This is a genomic window from Agromyces ramosus (assembly GCF_030817175.1).
GTDB lineage: Bacteria > Actinomycetota > Actinomycetes > Actinomycetales > Microbacteriaceae > Agromyces > Agromyces ramosus_A.
Genome location: NZ_JAUSYY010000001.1, coordinates 2,758,745 through 2,775,467, shown reverse-complemented (window position 1 = coordinate 2,775,467; position 16,723 = coordinate 2,758,745). Strand labels below are relative to the sequence as shown.

At 68.3% G+C, this 16,723-nt stretch carries 15 protein-coding genes; 5 read left to right on the top strand and 10 right to left on the bottom strand.

Annotated features, from left to right (window positions below; genetic code table 11):
- Window positions 1-78: 78 nt before the first annotated feature.
- From QFZ26_RS13040 to QFZ26_RS13015, 6 genes are all read right to left on the bottom strand, one after another.
- The gene (locus QFZ26_RS13040) at window positions 79-3,300 is read right to left on the bottom strand and encodes a phosphodiester glycosidase family protein (protein WP_307042768.1); all 3,222 of its coding nucleotides are present in this window, start codon (window positions 3,298-3,300) and stop codon (window positions 79-81) included.
- A gap of 446 nt (window positions 3,301-3,746) precedes the next feature.
- Window positions 3,747-4,379, bottom strand: a complete 633-nt coding sequence (locus tag QFZ26_RS13035; RefSeq protein WP_307042766.1) for a GyrI-like domain-containing protein — start codon at window positions 4,377-4,379, stop codon at window positions 3,747-3,749.
- Between the two features lie 70 nt (window positions 4,380-4,449).
- Window positions 4,450-4,821, bottom strand: coding sequence for a PLD nuclease N-terminal domain-containing protein (locus QFZ26_RS13030; protein WP_307042764.1), 372 nt, complete (start codon window positions 4,819-4,821; stop codon window positions 4,450-4,452).
- Window positions 4,822-4,866: 45 nt separating this feature from the next.
- Complete coding sequence (locus tag QFZ26_RS13025; protein ID WP_307042762.1) at window positions 4,867-5,826, bottom strand: D-2-hydroxyacid dehydrogenase family protein; 960 nt, start codon at window positions 5,824-5,826, stop codon at window positions 4,867-4,869.
- Between the two features lie 58 nt (window positions 5,827-5,884).
- Window positions 5,885-6,463 carry a hypothetical protein gene (locus tag QFZ26_RS13020; protein WP_307042760.1) on the bottom strand — a complete coding sequence of 193 codons (579 nt, stop codon included), beginning with the start codon at window positions 6,461-6,463 and terminating at the stop codon, window positions 5,885-5,887.
- A 71-nt stretch (window positions 6,464-6,534) separates the two neighbouring features.
- On the bottom strand, window positions 6,535-7,374 hold the full coding sequence (locus QFZ26_RS13015; protein ID WP_307042758.1) for a helix-turn-helix domain-containing protein: 840 nt from the start codon (window positions 7,372-7,374) through the stop codon (window positions 6,535-6,537).
- Window positions 7,375-7,403: 29 nt separating this feature from the next.
- On the opposite strand from QFZ26_RS13015, the gene QFZ26_RS13010 reads away from it, so the two are divergent.
- The 4 genes from QFZ26_RS13010 (at window position 7,404) to QFZ26_RS12995 (ending at window position 12,277) form a co-directional block, all read left to right on the top strand.
- The gene (locus QFZ26_RS13010; RefSeq protein ID WP_307042756.1) at window positions 7,404-9,026 is read left to right on the top strand and encodes an FAD-dependent oxidoreductase; all 1,623 of its coding nucleotides are present in this window, start codon (window positions 7,404-7,406) and stop codon (window positions 9,024-9,026) included.
- 67 nt (window positions 9,027-9,093) lie between these two features.
- Window positions 9,094-10,428 carry an ABC transporter substrate-binding protein gene (locus QFZ26_RS13005; protein ID WP_307042753.1) on the top strand — a complete coding sequence of 445 codons (1,335 nt, stop codon included), beginning with the start codon at window positions 9,094-9,096 and terminating at the stop codon, window positions 10,426-10,428.
- 65 nt (window positions 10,429-10,493) lie between these two features.
- Window positions 10,494-11,336 carry a carbohydrate ABC transporter permease gene (locus QFZ26_RS13000; protein ID WP_307042751.1) on the top strand — a complete coding sequence of 281 codons (843 nt, stop codon included), beginning with the start codon at window positions 10,494-10,496 and terminating at the stop codon, window positions 11,334-11,336.
- A gap of 2 nt (window positions 11,337-11,338) precedes the next feature.
- On the top strand, window positions 11,339-12,277 hold the full coding sequence (locus QFZ26_RS12995) for a carbohydrate ABC transporter permease (RefSeq protein WP_307042749.1): 939 nt from the start codon (window positions 11,339-11,341) through the stop codon (window positions 12,275-12,277).
- A 30-nt stretch (window positions 12,278-12,307) separates the two neighbouring features.
- Here the strand turns inward: QFZ26_RS12995 and QFZ26_RS12990 are convergent, their stop codons facing one another.
- The 4 genes from QFZ26_RS12990 to QFZ26_RS12975 all read right to left on the bottom strand — a co-directional run bounded on the left by QFZ26_RS12990 (window position 12,308) and on the right by QFZ26_RS12975 (window position 15,153).
- Window positions 12,308-12,991: an NUDIX hydrolase gene (locus tag QFZ26_RS12990; protein WP_373460764.1), complete on the bottom strand. Its 684-nt coding sequence runs from the start codon at window positions 12,989-12,991 to the stop codon at window positions 12,308-12,310.
- A gap of 81 nt (window positions 12,992-13,072) precedes the next feature.
- Complete coding sequence (locus tag QFZ26_RS12985) at window positions 13,073-13,777, bottom strand: SDR family oxidoreductase (RefSeq protein WP_307042747.1); 705 nt, start codon at window positions 13,775-13,777, stop codon at window positions 13,073-13,075.
- A 134-nt stretch (window positions 13,778-13,911) separates the two neighbouring features.
- Entirely contained in the window at window positions 13,912-14,517 is a 606-nt protein-coding gene (locus QFZ26_RS12980) for a glyoxalase (RefSeq protein ID WP_307042745.1), read from the bottom strand.
- Window positions 14,518-14,583: 66 nt separating this feature from the next.
- Window positions 14,584-15,153, bottom strand: coding sequence for a TetR/AcrR family transcriptional regulator (locus QFZ26_RS12975; protein WP_307042744.1), 570 nt, complete (start codon window positions 15,151-15,153; stop codon window positions 14,584-14,586).
- A gap of 110 nt (window positions 15,154-15,263) precedes the next feature.
- Between QFZ26_RS12975 and QFZ26_RS12970 the strand changes: the two genes are divergently transcribed.
- Entirely contained in the window at window positions 15,264-16,691 is a 1,428-nt protein-coding gene (locus QFZ26_RS12970; RefSeq protein WP_307042742.1) for an MFS transporter, read from the top strand.
- The last annotated feature ends 32 nt before the right edge of the window (window positions 16,692-16,723 follow it).

Genomic DNA, 16,723 nt, shown 5'->3' with positions numbered 1-16,723 from the left:
GCCGTATCGCAGACCATCGGCGGGGTCGGCCGGCATGGCCGGCCCCCGCTTCCGCTCGCCGCAGCGGCGACCAGCGACTCAACGCCCGCCGCGCTCCCCCACGACCCGCACCTCGACGCGCTCGGTCACACCGTTCACCGTCACCTCGACGGTCGCGGCGCCCGGCGCGACGGCGGTGAGCTCGCCCGTCTGGGTGTTCAGCCGCAGCACGCCCTTCGCCTGCAGCGCCCGCTCGAGCTCGGGCCGGGTGCCATCGTCGACGGCGAGGCGGTCACCGGTCCAACTGGCGCTCATCGGCCACGCCACGGGCACCTGGCGGCCCCCGTCCTGCGTGACCGTCGCGGCCACCGGCACCGTCTCGCCGACGGTGAGCACGGTGGGCACGTCGAGGTCGAGCGCGTCGACCCGGGCGAGCACCTCCGCTTGCATCCAGCGGGTGCGATCGTCGACCGTCTCGAAGCCCCCGCCGCGGCCGGCAACGCCGGCCGAGGTGTTCACGCCGAGCATCGTCCAGCCCGTGAATCCGCCGGTCTCGGGAGTGCCCGACGGGCTCTTGCCCGAGTTGCCGTTGATGAGCTGCGAGACGCCCTCGGTCGACGTCGCGTGGAACGCCCCCACATGGGCGTTGACGACGGCGATCGACTTGCCGCTGTCGGCACGGAACTCGGCGAGCCGCTCGGTGAACGCGGCCGCCTCGTAGCGGTCGCCGAGCTGGCTCGCCTTCGCGGGCTGCGGATCGTCGGACGGGTGGTGCGCGAACACGAGCACGCCCGTGATCTCGTCGTCGGCTGCGGCATCCGCCAGCTCGTCGTCGAGGAAGCCGAGCTGCGTCGGGTCGGAGCCACGGAACGACCCGGCCGCCGAGTTGAGCGTGATGAGCTTCGTCTTGCCGACCGTGATCGACTGCGTCGTGTCGCCGAAGACCGCCTCGAAGTTCGAGATGGGCCCGCCCATGACCTCGTGGTTGCCCGGTACGTACACGTACGGCAGCCGGTCGCCGATCTCCTCGTCGAGGATCCGCTTCGCGAACGCGATGTCGGCGACGCTCGCCTCGTCGACGAAGTCGCCGTTGATCACGAGGTAGTCGGGCTCGGCGGCGAGGATCTCGCGCAGTGTGCGCCGTGCGCCCTCGACCGCGCCGCTCTCGGGGCTCCGTGCGACGAACTGCGCGTCGCTCATCACGGCGATGCGCTGCTTGCGCTTGTCGACGGTGCCGTTCGTCACGATGACGGGGTCGTGCACGACGGGCGCGACTGGCTGCGCGACATCGGGTGCGACGATCGCCTCGAGCGCCGCGATCTCGACGTGGCCGAGATAGCTGACGGCCGAACGCGTCTCGAGCATGCGGATGCGCTGCAGGTGCAGCGGGTACGGCGTGCCGGCGGGCACGCTGAACCGCACCTGCTTCCAGCCGGTCCAGGTGACGGTCGGGCCGTCGAGGTTGATGGTCGTGCCTGCGCCGTTCTTCATCTGGATGCGCGGCCAGACACCACTGCCGTCGCCGTTGATCCACAGGGTGAGGGCTTGGGGCTGGTCGGCGAGCTCGCGACCCAGGCTGCCCGGCGTCGACATCTCGGGCGCGACCGCATAGTAGCCGCGGGTGCCGGTGCTCTGCGTGAAGTCGTAGTCGAGCGCGAGCGCGGGCTCGCCATTCGGTCCGGTGGTCGTCGTGAGGGTGCCGGTGGCGCGGTCGGATGCCGGGCGCCACGCTGCCCCGTCGGCGAAGTCGGCCACCGGAACGCTGCGGTAGCCGATGGTCACCGCGACGTCGACGCTGCGTCCGTCGGCGGTGAACGTGACCGTCGCGGACCCGCTCTCGACGTTCGGCGTGATGACGAACGCGTCGACCCCGTCGGCGGTCACGGTCACGTCGGCGCCGCTCGCCACTGAGACATCCGTCGCCTCGAGCGGGGCTCCGAAGCCGTCGGCGTCGAGGCCGGTGAGCGTCAGGCGGGCGGACTGCCCGGGCTCCGGAAGGGCGACGACGGTGCTGCTCGGACGGATCCGCTGCAGGTCGCCGAGCACGCGCAGCTCGCCGGTCGCGGTCATGCCCTCGGCGGTGAAGCTCACGCTGCTGGGGCCGCTCGCGACACCGACGACCCGGGCGGATGCCCCATCGATGGGCTCGACCTCGAGGCCCTTGCCGGCGGTGAACTCGCCGTCGACCGGCACGCCGGTGTAGTTCGCGTCGAGTCCGGTCGCCGCGAGGGTGCGCCCGAGGCGCGGGAACACCGCATCGGCGTCGGTCGCCTCGGAGGCGGGCGCGACCGCGACATCCGTCACCACACCGGTCGGTGCCGTGGAGAGGAACGCGAGGCTGTTGGCGACGACGCGCTCGTTGCCGTCGGAGGGCCGGTTGATCAGCTCGGCCTCGGCCGTGCCAGGGCGCCGGGCGGCGAGCATGGTCGAGCCGCCGCCGTCGAGGTTCACGGCGTTGTGCACGCCGAGGTCGAGCATGAGGTCGCCGAGCTCCTGGATCGTCATGCCGCGGCTGTCGCCGGCCCGGCCGTCGATCGAGACGACCGTGATCTCGGTGCCGTCGCTGTTGACGCCCACGGCGGTGCGGGCGGCCTCGACCTGGTCGTCGTCGGTCTGCACGCCGTCGATGATCATGCGCTGCGAGCCGCTCACCGCGAGGTCGACGTCGGCGTTCGCGCCCACGACTACGTCGACCGCCTGGCCGACCGTGAGCGCCGCGAGGGTTGCGGCGCCGGCCTCGCGGCCGATGAGCACGCCCGTGCCGTCGGCGATCGCGGTGGGGCCGGTCACGGCGGCCGGGTCGGTGCTCACCGACTGCACGACGCCGTCGGCGACGACGACCTTGGCGACGGATGCCGCGAGCGAACCGGGTCCGCCGAGCGGGCGACTGAGCGGGTGCTCGCCCCAGGCGGCGGTGTACCAGCCGATCGCGCCGCTCGCGAGCCCGGGCGTGTTCACGCCGCCGAGCGGAGTCTCGATGCCGCCGGCCGTGAGGCTGCCCTGCACCATGAGCTGCTGCACGGCGGCGATGCCGTCGCTGACGGTGAACGCCTGGCGGGCGCCGCCGCTCGCGGTGCGGAGTCCGGTGCTCGGGGAGACATTCGTGCCGACCGGCGCGACCGAGGCGTTCATGTCGAAGTAGTCGCCGTTGACCGCCGCGACCGCGCCGCTGCCCTCGATCTGCTGCGAGAGCGTGGCGCCGCCGGTGACGCTGCCGCCGTCGAGCACGTCGAGCGAGAGCGTCGGCGTCGTCAGGTCGGCGCGCATGACGTGCCCGGTGACCCAGCCGGCGGGCTGGAGCCGCCGGAAGTCGGTCAGCACGAGGCCGGGCGCGAGGGCCTCGGTCTCGGCGGTGAGCAGCGACGAGTCGCCGCCGCTGAGGTCGAGCCCGCCGGTGTCGGGCGCGGCGACGGCAGCCGGGGCGTCGATCGGCCCGGTGAGGGCGATGCCGCCGGCAAGGAACGTGATGGCGAGGGCGAGGGCCCGCGGCGCGCTGCGTGCGCCGCTCCCCTCCGATCGAGTTGGTGGGGAGCGAGGGCATTGGTTCGGTACCTTCTTGCGAATCGGAGCCTGGGTCCTGCCGCGAGCGCGGCCGCCGTCACTCTAGGGAGGCCGGGGGCCACTGGCGGGACCCGAAGTCTTCGCCCGGATGTCGCGATGGTGAACGACTCCCGACCGCCGGCACCGATTCCCTTCGGCACGACTGTTCGGAAACAGTATCCCGGTTTGTGCGCGTCTTCGGAAGTTTTTTCTCCGAACCCGGAGAACTACGACACCGGCCGAACCGGCTGCCGCAGCACCGTACGCAGCTTCTCGGGCGCCGTGCGCCGCACATCGCTGAGGTAGATCTCGTGATGGTCGCCGTTGAACGTGAGGCCGTGCTGCGGCATCCACTCGTCGTGAAGCCGCGCGAGCGTGGGGCCTTCGTCGTCGTACGAGCCGACGTGGAGGATCTGCACGCAGGCGCCCTCGTGCAGCTCCTCGAACCGGAGCAGGTCGAGCGCCGGCTTGCCGCCCTTCGCGCGCACCGCCTCGACCGCCGCGTCGACGAGTTCACCGTCGATCCACTCGGGCTGGGCGATGAGCATGGTCCAGCTCCACGCACTCTTCTCCCGCGTGACGAAGGCGGCCGGGTCATCCGCTCGCCAGAGCCCCTCGAGCGGCGCGACCACGAGATCGCGTCCGAGCTCGCGCTTGCTGCGGAACTTCACGGCGTAGGCGACGCTGTACAGCACCTCGACGGCGTCGGCGTACTCGGGGGCGGCGTTGGGGTCGCCGTGCCCGTCGACGGCGAGGTACCGGATGGGCGGCACCTCGACGAGCGTGAACTCCGCGCGCGGCGCGTACAGCTCGCGGTGCGCCCGTTTGATGTCGTACTTCTCAACTGCTGGCGTCGGCATGCCGCGAGGCTACGACACCATGCGGACATCCGGCGACCTGATTCGACTTGGATGCCGCAGGAACCGCGTCCTACGCAGGGTCGCCGTCGACTTCGCGCTTCAGGCGCTCGAGCTCGGCGCGCCGCTGGTAGTACTCGATCTCGCGGTCGAGTTCGGCGAGCTGCTGCTCGGTCGAGCTGACCTCGGGAGCCGGTGGCCGGTACTGGGAGGCGGGCGGCGAGCGCCGCGCCATGAGCGAGCCGATGCCTTCGCCCGACGAGGCGGCACCGTATTCGCGCCCGAGCACGAACCACAGCACCGTGCCGATGAGCGGCAGGAAGACGACCAGCAGGATCCAGCCGAACTTCGGCAGGTGCCGCACCTGCCCCTCATCTCGCATGATGATGTCGATGAGGGCGAACAGCATGGCGAGCACCAGCATCACGGGGAAGACGGCAATCATGGCCGCCAGCCTAGGGGTCGCCCGTCTCCCTGCGCGAGGCCCGCGTCAGGAGGTGAGCACCCGCACGGGCGCACCGGCCGCGAATGCGGCGATGTCCTCGACGGCGTCGCGGTAGAAGATGCCGAGGTTCCCTGCCGTCACGTAGCCCATGTGCGGCGATCGAAGCACGCGCGTGCCGCCCGGCGAATCCGGTTTGCGCATCCAGTGATCGGCAGGCAGCGGCTCGGTGTCGTAGACGTCGATGCCGAGGCCCGCGATCCAGCGTTCGGCGACCGCTTGCAGGAGAGCGGCGTCGTCGATGATCGCGGCGCGTGAGGTGTTGACCAGGAGGGCGGTGCGCGGCATCCGGCGCAGGTCGTCGACGCCGAGGAGGCCACGGGTGCTCTCGCCGAGCCCGAGGTGGATCGTGACGATGTCGGAGCGCTCGAAGAGTTCGGCCCTCGTCACGGCGGCGACGCCGAGCGCGGCGGCCCGCTCGTCGGTGAGGTGCGGGCTCCAGGCGATGACGTGCATTCCGAACGCGTGCGCCACCGCCGCGACTCGCTGGCCCAGCCTGCCGAGGCCGACGATGCCGAGCGTGGAGCCCTCGAGGTCTGCCGGCACCGAGGTCTGCCATCCGCCCCGGCGAACGACGGCGTCGTCGGATGCCACGCCCCGAACCAGCCCGAGAATCAGCGCCCAGGTGAGCTCGGCGGTCGGCGCCACGGCGATGCCGGTTCCGCACACCACGATGCCGAGCTCATCGGCGGCGACGAGGTCGATGGAGTCGTTGCGCATGCCCGTCGTCACGAGCAGCCGCAGCCGCCCGAGCCGGCTGAGCACGGCGCGCGGGAAGCGCGTGCGCTCACGCATCGCCACGATGACGTCGAACGGCTCGAGTGCGGCGGCGACCGCGTCGGCGTCGCCGAGATGTTCGCGGAACACCGTGATGTCGGCGTCGAGTCCCGACCAGTCGGCCGCGTCCAGGGCGGCACCTTGGTAGTCGTCGAGGATCGCGATGCGCATCCCTGCCCCTCTCGTCGCCCTCAGGCTACCCGCGCGTTGCGTGGCGGGCACCCGCCGCTCAGGCGGTGATCGCGAGCACGATGCACGCCGTGCCGAGGAAGACATCGAGGCCGATGCACCAGAGTGCGAGCGAGCGGTTCACGACGACGTCGCGGCGGTAGTGCACGACGTCCCAAACGGCGTGTGCGGCGAGCGCGAGGCCGGCGAGCACGAGCCCGACGGTCGGTGCGAGGAACAGCGCGACGACCGCGACGCCGAAGTAGCCGAGCATGGCGAGCGCCTGCGGGGTCGTCGCCGCAGCACGCCGCTTGATCAGGCCGATCGCGACGAGCACGACGCCGGCGAGCGCGAGCACGATCCAGCGCGGCACGTCGGCGAGCTCTGCGGCGAAGACGAGGACGGAGCCGATCGCGACGAACGCCCAGGCCATCCAGCGAAGGCCGGTGACGGCGGCCGTGAGGTAGCAGAGCGCCGCAATACCGACCACCGTCATCGGCATCGAGGCGTCGACCCCGCCGATGAGGAAGACGAGACCGCTGAGCACGCCGATCGCGATGGTCACGGCGATGCGCCATCCGCGAGTCTTCGCCTCGACCTGGTGCTGTTCTATTCCGGTGACAGAGGTTTTGAAATCCATACCCCCTGAGGGTATATGGAGAACGGGCCGATCGGAAGAACTTGGCTCTGCGGGGCGAGGACTTCTTCGGATCATTCAGACGACTGCGAGGGGCGCCATGACGCCTCACGCAATGCGGTCGGCGAGAGCCCGCTTGCCTCCTTGATCCTTCTCGCGAAGTGAAAGCTCGTCTTGAACCCCGATCTGACGGCAACCACCGAAACCGGCATTCCCGAGCTCGTCAAGAGCTCCATTCCCAAGGTGATTCGTCGCTCCCAGAGATACCTCGTCGGGGTGGTGCCCACGTGCTCCCGAAAGATACGAATCAGGTGAGCCGGGGTGACGTGTGCCGCCTTCGCGATGTCGTCGAGGGTGATCTCTTCCTCGAGGTGCTGATGAATGAAGAGGCGAGCCTCTTCAATGCGTTCCGGAAGGGCGGCCGGGTAGTTCTCGAACTCGGCGATGAAGCGCCACAGCAATGCGGTGCTGAGAGCGTCAACCAGCGCGCCTTGCGCTGTGAGGCGAGTCTGAACCGTCGCTACCGCTTCCCTCGCCAGGTACGTCAGTGCGGCAGAGAGGTTGCGCGTTGGACGCAGGTTCTCCAACCATGCCTGCATGGCGTCGGTGAGCCTCTCGGGATCACCTCGAATGATCGTCTGGGAGGTGACGCCGTTCGTCGGAAAGCGAATCGTCTCAATGTGGTCCGGAAGGAGGATGCACATCTGACCCGCGGTGACGTCGTACGTCCGCCCGCCTTGGATTGAAACGGACATGAGTCCTGAGTGCACGAGGACCATCTGGATCTGACGTTGCGCTCGGGGACCGACCTGACTGCCTGGGTCCTGCTTCAGCGGCTGCACGACGCAGTGCAGCAGGCTGAGGTGGCGCGAGGCAGGATCAATTTCAGACACATTTATGCGCGAACCAGCCATGTACTGAAGCTAGCCGTCAAGGCAGCATTGTGGGCGTGCAAAGTATCGGAACCACTGTCCTGGTTGTTGGTGGCGGAATCGGCGGCGTCGCCGCAGCCCTCACTGCAGCGCGCAACGGACTCAACGTCGTCCTCACAGAGCCCACACGCTGGCTGGGAGGAGTGCTGACGTCGCAGGCAGTCCCACCCGACGAACATCTGTGGATTGAACAGTTCGGTTCAACAGCGACATATCGTCATCTGCGCAACGAGATCCGACGCTACTATCGCGACCACTACCCGCTCACCGAGGAAGCTCGCACACGCGGGGCCCTCAATCCCGGTGCGGCCAAGGTATCGGACCTGTGTCATGAACCGCTCGTGACCGTCGCCGTCATCGATGCGCTTCTGGCGCCCCATCGAGCTGCGGGACGACTCCGCGTCCTCATGGAACACGCCCCGGTGAGCGCTGACGTCGATGGAGACACCGTCAGGGCAGTCACCTTCCGAGACACGCGAACCGACGAACCCGTGACCATCGGCGCGACCTGGGTGGTCGATGCGACGGAGCTTGGCGACCTGCTTCCTCTCGCCGGCGCCGAGTACGTCACCGGTGCAGAATCACGGACATCGACGGGCGAACCACACGCACCCGCCCAAGCGGACCCCCTCAACATGCAGCCCGTGAGCGTGTGCTTCGCGATCGACCACGTCGACGGCGACCACACCATCGACAAGCCCGCGGAGTATGAGCACTTTCTGGCTGCACGCGCCCCGCACTGGCCCGAGGGGCAGCTTTCGTTCACGGCACCCCACCCCAAGAGACTCACCCCGGTGCGACACGAGTTTCGCCCCAATCCGGACGGCGACCTCGGATCCATCCGCCCCGACTACGCCGACCAACGAGTGGGTGAGATGGACCGCAATCTGTGGACGTTCAGGCGGATCGCAGCCCGACAGAACTTCGTGCCGGGCGCATACCGGTCCGACATCACCCTCGTGAATTGGCCCCAGATCGATTACTGGGAGTCACCGATCTTCGAGGTTCCAGACGCAGAGCTCCACATTCAACGAGCACGGTCCCTGTCGCGCTCCTTCCTGTACTGGTTGCAGACCGAAGCTCCACGTCCCGACGGAGGCACGGGCTGGCCCGGCCTCCGACTGCGCGGAGACCTCCTTGGCAGCGCGAGCGACGGGCTCGCCCTGGCACCCTATGTACGAGAGGCACGTCGGATCGTCGCTGAGCACACCGTGGTCGAACAGGAGATCTCGCTCGAGATTCGCGGCGAACACGGGGCGGTGCAGCATCGCGACTCCGTCGGCGTCGGCATCTACCGGATCGACCTGCACCCATCTACGGGCGGCGATCCATACATCGACATCGGCTGCAGCCCCTTTGAAATCCCCCTTGGCTGCATCATTCCGGTCAGGATCACGAACCTTCTCCCCGCCGCAAAGAACATCGGCACCACCCACATCACCAATGGCGCATACCGAATGCCGCTGGTCGAGTGGAACGTCGCTGAAGTCGGGGCCCACCTCATCGCGTTCTGTGAAGCCAACGCGACGACGCCGAAGGCCGTCCGAGACTCGGAAAAGCTGCTTGAAGAGTTCCAGAAGCGATTGGACAGCGCGGGGATCGAACGGCACTGGCCTCGGATCGTCGGCTACTAGACACAGCTTCAACCTGAAGATCGGGCTCCAGAAACCCGTACCCAACCCTTGAAGGAGACGGAACCGCATGACACACAGCAAATTCGGCCGAGCAGTCGTGATCGCAACGATTGCCGCAGGAAGCATGACCCTCGGGGCTTGCAACGCCAGCGGCACGGAAGACGCGGCTGGTGAGATCGTCATCACGTGCGCGACCTGCCAGGAGTCCCCCACCGACCCGTTCCTGCAGTACAACTACGAGGCGGCTCAGCGTTTCAACGAGGAGTTCGAAGGCACGTACCGCATCGAGACGCTCAGCAATGCCAACGCAGGTTCAGGGGATGAACGTCTGCAGTATTACCAGCGTCTGGCCCTTGCAGACGACCTTCCCGACGTGTTCCAGCTCAATTCTGCTGAGATCGCAGCGCTCTCCGAAACCGGGTCTCTCCACGACTTCACCGATGACCTTGCCTCCGACAGCGCATGGGCGGATTCATTCCAACCCGGCACGTTCGATGCGCTCACCGGAGCAGGCGGGGAGGTCTGGGCCATCCCACAGCAACGCGACCCCATCGGGATCTACTACAACAAGGACCTCTGGGCCGAAGCCGGCTACGACGAACTGCCCTCGACATGGAACGAATTCGAGGATGGCGCCCGAGCGATCGCAGCGACCGGCACGATCCCGCTCGCACTGGACGGCGATTGGGCGACCATGCTCATGTGGACCAACCTGATCGGTACCGCGCCAGGCGGCCAGGATTTCCTCACCGAGGGGATCGCCGGGTCGAACTACGTCGACGACGAGGCCGCATACAACGCCACCGAACGGCTCCGAGACTGGCACGTCGAGGGCCTCGTCAACTCCGACGCCTTCTCCGGCGAGTTCCAGAACGCTGCCGCAGCATACCTCTCCGGTTCGGCCGCCACGGTGCCCAACGGACCATGGTTCGTGAAGACCAACTTGCAGGGTGATGCCGCCATCGACGGCCTCTACGAATCGACCGGATACTCGGTCTCCCCCGGCTGGGACGACGGCCAGGGCCTCGTCGTCGTCTCGGGCGCAGGATGGGTCTCAGGTACCGAAGATCAGACCGAGCTCGAAGCGGTGCTCGCTTTCCTCAGATTCGTCTCATCCGAGGAAGAAGTGATTGTCCAGGCCGAGCAGACCGGAGCCAACCCGGCGGTGATTGTCGACGAGAAGGCCCTCGAAGCCGCGGATCTGGAACCGCTGTCATCCGCCCTCGTCACCGCGTCCAACGACGTGGCCCAGACCTACCCCCACGTTCGCGTTCATGGGCCGGCAGGCTTCGGCAACGCGTGGAAGAACCTGTGGCCCGCCTACGTGCAGGGCGATATCGACACCGATGCCTTCCTCACACGCCTCGCCGAGGACGCGAATGCAGGTGGCGAACAACCGTGAGCGCGCCGACCGTCCGGCTACGTCGTCAGCACGGCGGCGTAGCCGGGTCGCCCATACCTCGAGGAATGCGCTTCTCAGCGTTCCTCTCCGTCGCCCCCGCAGCGATCCTCTTCGGAACGTTCTTCGCGGTACCCCTCGTGGTCCTCATCGCGACGTCCTTTACATCATGGAGCGGGCGGTCCCTGGAGATCGTGGGCTTCGAGAACTACCAGCGGATGATCACGGACCCCGTGTTCGCGAAGGCGCTCGGAAACACGCTCTTCTACCTCGCCATCGGCGTCTTCGTCCAGGTACCGCTCGGTGTTGGGGTGGGGATCGTCCTCGCCCTGAAGCTGCGCGGCTGGAAGACGTTCCGGACTCTGCTCTTCATCCCGTTCGTGATATCCGGCGCCGCGTATGCGCTCATCTTCTCGATGTTCTACAACCCACGATCCGGGTTGCTGAACAGCATCCTCGCCTCGATCAGGATCAGCGGCCGGGACTGGCTGTTCGACAGCGAGACCGCCCGCTGGGCCGTTGCCGGGACCTTCGCGTTCATTCTCGGCTTCGTGATGATCGTGATCATGGCCGAGATCGCCTCGATCCCGCGGGAGCTGTACGAAGCGGCGCGTGTCGATGGGGCCAGCGAGCTGCAACAGCAATTTCTGATCACGTTGCCCCTACTCCGCAACGCGATCGGCACATGCGTGCTCATCCGCGTACTCGCAGACATCGGCATGTTCGACCTCGTGTTCATCCTCACCGCCGGCGGGCCAGACGACGCGACCGTCTCCCTTGCGCTGTACGCATACCGTGCGTATCTCCAGGGCGACTGGGGTTACGCAAACGCCGTAGGGACCGTGATCATCGGAGTCGGTGCAATCCTGATCATTCTGGTCCGCCGGCTCTTCCGAATCGGAGATCGTTGATCATGACCGCAAGCGCAACTTCCACTGGCGCGACTTCCAAGCAGGCACCGCTTCCCGCTCGACGAGATGCGCTGGGCTCCGCCAGGGTGACGACTCGGCGGCGACATCTCTCGGATCGGCGAGGAGCGCTCGCCTCGACAGTCCTCTACGTGGTCCTCATCGTGGCGACCGTGCTCTCTCTCCTTCCCGCGTTCTGGGTGATGGTCTCAAGCTTCAAGACCGCAGCTCAGATCAACACGGGCGAGGGGTTCTGGCCCACTCCCCTCACAGTTCAGGGTTACATCGACGCGTTCACCCAGATTCATCTCCAGGAGTACATCTTCAACTCCCTCCTGTACGCGATCGGCGGGACCATCGGAGCGCTCGTCGTCGCGTTCCTCGCCGCCTACCCTCTCGCGCGATTCGACTTCCGCGGGAAGGCATTCCTCAACGTCACCTTCGCGCTGGCACTCGCTGTCCCGCTCGTCGGCCTGGCTACCCCGGTATTCTTCATCGTCCGCGAGCTCGGTCTCTTCGATTCGAAGATCGGCCTCGTTATCCTCTACGCGGCGTTGCAGTTCCCGTTCACCTTCGTGGTGCTCCGATCGTTCCTGCAGTCGATTCCCCCGGAACTCGAGGAAGCGGCCATGATGGACGGCGCCGGGTACTTCACGATCCTCGGTCGTGTTGTCCTGCCGCTGTCGCGCCCAGCCATCGCAACGGTGTCCGTGGTCGCGTTCGTCCAAATCTGGAACGAGTTCTTCTTCGCCAACCTCCTGACCGTCTCCGCTGAGAATCAGAGCGTCCAGCTTGCGCTCGCTGCGTTCAAATCGCAGTTCGGGTTCAACATCACCGGCGCCTTGGCGGGTGCGACGATCGTCATGCTGGTGCCGATCATCCTGTTTCTCGTGCTTCAACGGCAGGTCATCGAGGGCCTCACCGCCGGAGCCGTCAAGTCCTGACCAACAGTGAAGGGATCTGGCGAGACAGCGTCAACGCGCCAGGTCGTCGCGCTCGACGATGCGCTCGGGATCCCAAGGCTCCGACCACCCGAGCTCGTCGAACATGCGCGCGAGCACGAGCGCCGTGAACCCCCACACGATGCGGCCGCCCACCGTGAACGCCGGCGAGCGGAACGTCTGCGTGCCGACGGTGTGCTGCGTGTTCGCCCGGTTGGCCGGCTCCAGCAGGTCGGCGACGGGCACCCGGAACACGTCGACCGACTCGTCGTGGTCGACCGCCGCCACCTGCGACGGGCGCGTCCACCACGCCGGCACCGGCGTGACGACGTGGTTGCTCACGGGAACCGGCATCGGCGGCAGCGTTCCGAGCGGCTCGATTCCGTCGGGGTCGACCCCGGTCTCCTCGCCCGCCTCACGGATCGCGGCCGCGATGGGTCCGTCGTCGGATGCCTCGAGCCGGCCACCCGGAAAGGCGATCTGCCCCGCGTGGCTGCCGAGGGTCGCCGCACGCCGGAGCAGCAGCACGTCGAGATCGCGAGCGACCGCCCCACCGGTTCGGGAAGGCACGGAGTCGAGCACCCCGAACAGCACGAGCACGGCAGCGGGGCGCGCGCTCGGGGCATCCGTCGACTGCCGTGGCACGTCGGGGTACCACTCGAGGCCCCGCTCGCAGAGGGCGGCGAGCTCGGAGCGAGCATCGGTGATGGCGTTCAGAAGTCCTCCCAGGCCGGCGAAGTCGGTTCGAGGGACATCCTGCCACTCACCCACGGCGCCGGATCGAGCGGATGCCGCGGCTCAGCTCGCCGCGAGCTGCGGGTACTGCTCGACGACCGGCCGCGACAGCACGCTCTTCACGTACACGGCGGTGTCGTCGGCGAGCACTTCGTGCTCCCCCGACTCGACGCCGTCGTAGACGCGTCGCACGATGTCGTCGGGGCGACCCTTCGGCACGTCGAGATCGGCGATCATGGGCGTGTCGGTGTAGCCCAGGTGCACGCCGACGACCTGCGTGCCGTGCGGCGCGAGCTCGAGACGGAGCGAGTTCGTCACCGACCAGAACGCCGCCTTGGTCGCGCTGTAGGCGTTGCCCGCGGCGTGCCAGCTGAGCGCGGAGTGGATATCGACGAGCGCGCCGCCGCCGTTCGCGATCAGCACCGGCGCGAACGCCTGCGCCACGGCGAGTGGTCCGAACACGTTGGTCTCGAACAAGGCCCGCACCTCGCCGAGGTCGGCGTCGAGCATCGTCGACGGTGCCAGCGCGCCGGCGTTGTTCACGACGACGGTGGTGTCGGCGGCGATGGAGGCGGCCTCGGCGATCGACGCGGCATCCGTCACGTCGAGGGCGAGTGCCACCACTCGGTCGTCGCTCCACTCCCGTGGGGTGCGCGCCGTCGCGTACACCTTCGCGGCGCCGCGCTCGAGGGCCTGCTGCACGAACTCGGTGCCGAGTCCGCCGTTCGCTCCGGTGACGAGCACGACGGCTCCTTGCAACGTGGTCATGATGTGCCCTTCGGTCTGTGCGGTGGTCCGCCGCGATCTGAGTTTGGAACTCCAACTTAGCATGCTGAGTTGGTGCCACCTACTCAGAGGCTGCGCCCTCGGCGAACGGGCGCGAACCGCCTACCCGAGTCCACTTATGCGGGCTCCCACGCGAATCCGTCGGGGTCGGTGAACGGCTCCGCGCCGCCGTTGATGACCAAGCGGTGGGATCCGCTCCCCTCGGCGTCGACGCCGGCGACCTTGGCGAGGGCGCGGCGCTTGTAGAGCCCGAGACCGACCGGGCTCGACGGCATCGAGAAGTCGACGTAGTTGCCGAAGCCCTTGCCGACGGTGAGTCCCCGGTCGACGTAGAACCGCTTGCTCGCGCCCACGTCGCCGGCGCCCAGCAGGAGCACGACCTCGTCGATCGTGCGGGCATCGGGGCCGGTGTCCTTCTTCGCCGACGTGACCAGCTGCCAGATCGTGCCGTCGGGGGCCTGCACCACGCCGCCGTAGCCCCACAGCGACTTCTCGGCCGACTTCAGCGTGGCGGCACCGGCGGCGACCGCCGAGTCGATCAGGCCGTTGACGGTCGAGGGCTGCGACACCACGAGCGACAGCGTGAACCCGCGGAAGCCCGTGGTCGCGGCATCCGACGCCCGCACACGCACCAGGTCGCCCAGACCGAACGCGGCTTCGTAGAAGCGTTCGGCCGCCGTGGTGTCAGCCACTTCGAGGGTGATGCAGTCGATGGAGTTCATCGTTCCTCCTCCCCCTCAAGGATTAGGCTGCGGGATTCTCACCTGTCAAGCGCGGGCACGCCGGCGTCAGCGGGCACGCAGCCCATCGAGTGCCATGTCGACGACCCGTTCACGCTGCTCGGGGCTCGGGAACGCGACGCTCGCCACGCCGGCGACCAGGCGCACGGCGTCGTCGATGCCGATGTCGGCACGAACGAGGCCGGCGGACTGCGCGCGTCGCAGCAACGGCTCGCCCGACTGGTACATGACCTCGCGACAGGTCTGCAGCAGCTCGGAATCGCGGTTCAGGCCGTCGAGCAGCACGCGCTTGCGGCTCACGTAGTCGGCGAAGCGGCGCAGCCAGGCGGCGAGCGCGTCGAACGGCGGCAGATCGCCGAGGTCTTCGGCGAACGACGCGACACCGGCCACCTCGTCGAGGTACACCGCCTCGACGAGCAAGTCGCGCGTCGGGAAGTTGCGGTAGAGCGTCGCGATGCCGACGCCGGCCCTGCGGGCGATGTCCTCGAGGGATGCGTCGACCCCGTGCTCGGCGAATGCGTCACGTCCGGCCTCGATGAGGGCGTCGAAATTGCGCCGCGCATCAGAACGCGTCGGCCGGCGCTCGTCGAGCAGGGCGCTGAGCGCTGGGTCGGTCATCGAATTCCTCACTTGCAAAGTGGAGGGGTCCTCCGCTAATGTACCGGAGGCAGCCTCCGATCGGAGGATCCCTCCAGTATATTCCAATCGCCTGACCGAAAGGCGTTCGTTTGTCCAGTACTCGCATCACCTTCATCGCGGTGGCCACGAGCTTCACCGCCGTCGCAAGTCTCCAATCGCTCATCATCCCCGTCCTCACCACGATCGGCACCGACATCGGCGCCGACGCGATCGGCCAGACCTGGATGCTGACCGCCTGGCTCATCTCGGCTGCGGTCGCTACACCGCTGCTGGGCCGCGCCGGCGACCTCGTCGGCCGGCGCCGGATGTACCTCCTGGCGCTCGGCGCGGTCGCGGTCGGCTCCCTCCTCTCGGCGTTCGCACCGAACCTCACCGTCATGCTGATCGCGCGCATCCTGCAGGGGCTCGGCGCCGCCGTCTTCCCGCTCGGCTTCGGGCTCGTCCGCGACGCCTTCCCGGCGACCCGCCTCGCCGGTGCGATCGGCGCCCTCTCGGCGATCATGGCGGTCGGCAGCGGGCTCGGCACGGTCATCGCCGGTCCCGTCGCCGCCGCCATCGGATGGCGCGGGCTCTTCGCCTTGCCGTTGGTGCTCGCCACCGCCGGGCTCGCACTGGGGTACTTCGGCCTGTCTCGCTCAGCCGCCCGCTCCACCGGACGGATCAACGTGCTCGCCGCGGTGCTCCTCTCAGGGTGGCTGGTCGCGTTGCTGCTGCCGCTCAGCTCGGGCAATCAGTGGGGGTGGGGATCGCCTCTCGTGATCGCCCTCTTCGTCGCGGCGGCCGGCCTCGCTGCCGCCTGGGTCACCGTCGAGGTGCGCTCGCGCACGCCGCTCGTCGACATGCGCATGATGCGGTTGCCCGCCGTGTGGACCACGAATCTCACCGCCCTGCTGACCGGCGCGGCGATGTTCGGCGTGTGGGCGTACCTGCCGCGACTTGCCGAGACACCGACCGCCAGCGGCTACGGCCTCGGCGTCGACGCGAGCACCGCCGGCCTCATCATGCTCCCGATGCTCGTGACCATGGCGTCGGTCGGCTTCATCGCCGGCCCGCTCAGTCGGGTACTGCCGTTCGCCGCGCAGCTCACGATCGGCGCGCTCGTGTCGGGCGCCGCGTCGCTGTCGATCGCCCTGTTCCACGGCGATGTCCTGCAGCTCGCTGCCGCGGCCGCGGCGCTCGGACTCGGCACGGGCCTGGTCACCTCGTCGACTCCGAACCTCATCGTGCGCAGCGTGCCGGCCGACCAGGTGGGCATCGCCACCGGCATGAACGCGAACATCCGCACCATCGGCGGCGCGATCGGCACCACGGTGTTCGCTGCGGCGATCGGGGCGACCCTCGGGGCCGGCGGCTTGCCCGCCGAGTCGGGCTATGTCGCAGCGTTCGTCATCGGCGCGGTGCTCGCGGTCGCCGGCGGCGTCGTGCCGTTCCTCGGCCGGAGTCGCACGGTCCGGCCGGCGGCGCGCATGATCCCGGTCGTCGAGTCTCCGCTCGAGGAGATCGCCGAAGCGGCCTGACCCAGAGGTCCTTCGCGCAACGCGAACGCCCG

Coding starts and splice junctions, on each gene's coding strand:
- QFZ26_RS13035 (WP_307042766.1), bottom strand. CDS start 4,379: ATGCCGACGCCAGCAGTTGAGAAGTACGACATCAAACGGGCGCACCGC.
- QFZ26_RS13030 (WP_307042764.1), bottom strand. CDS start 4,821: ATGATTGCCGTCTTCCCCGTGATGCTGGTGCTCGCCATGCTGTTCGCC.
- QFZ26_RS13025 (WP_307042762.1), bottom strand. CDS start 5,826: ATGCGCATCGCGATCCTCGACGACTACCAAGGTGCCGCCCTGGACGCG.
- QFZ26_RS13020 (WP_307042760.1), bottom strand. CDS start 6,463: ATGGATTTCAAAACCTCTGTCACCGGAATAGAACAGCACCAGGTCGAG.
- QFZ26_RS13015 (WP_307042758.1), bottom strand. CDS start 7,374: ATGGCTGGTTCGCGCATAAATGTGTCTGAAATTGATCCTGCCTCGCGC.
- QFZ26_RS13005 (WP_307042753.1), top strand. CDS start 9,094: ATGACACACAGCAAATTCGGCCGAGCAGTCGTGATCGCAACGATTGCC.
- QFZ26_RS13000 (WP_307042751.1), top strand. CDS start 10,494: ATGCGCTTCTCAGCGTTCCTCTCCGTCGCCCCCGCAGCGATCCTCTTC.
- QFZ26_RS12995 (WP_307042749.1), top strand. CDS start 11,339: ATGACCGCAAGCGCAACTTCCACTGGCGCGACTTCCAAGCAGGCACCG.
- QFZ26_RS12985 (WP_307042747.1), bottom strand. CDS start 13,777: ATGACCACGTTGCAAGGAGCCGTCGTGCTCGTCACCGGAGCGAACGGC.
- QFZ26_RS12980 (WP_307042745.1), bottom strand. CDS start 14,517: ATGAACTCCATCGACTGCATCACCCTCGAAGTGGCTGACACCACGGCG.
- QFZ26_RS12975 (WP_307042744.1), bottom strand. CDS start 15,153: ATGACCGACCCAGCGCTCAGCGCCCTGCTCGACGAGCGCCGGCCGACG.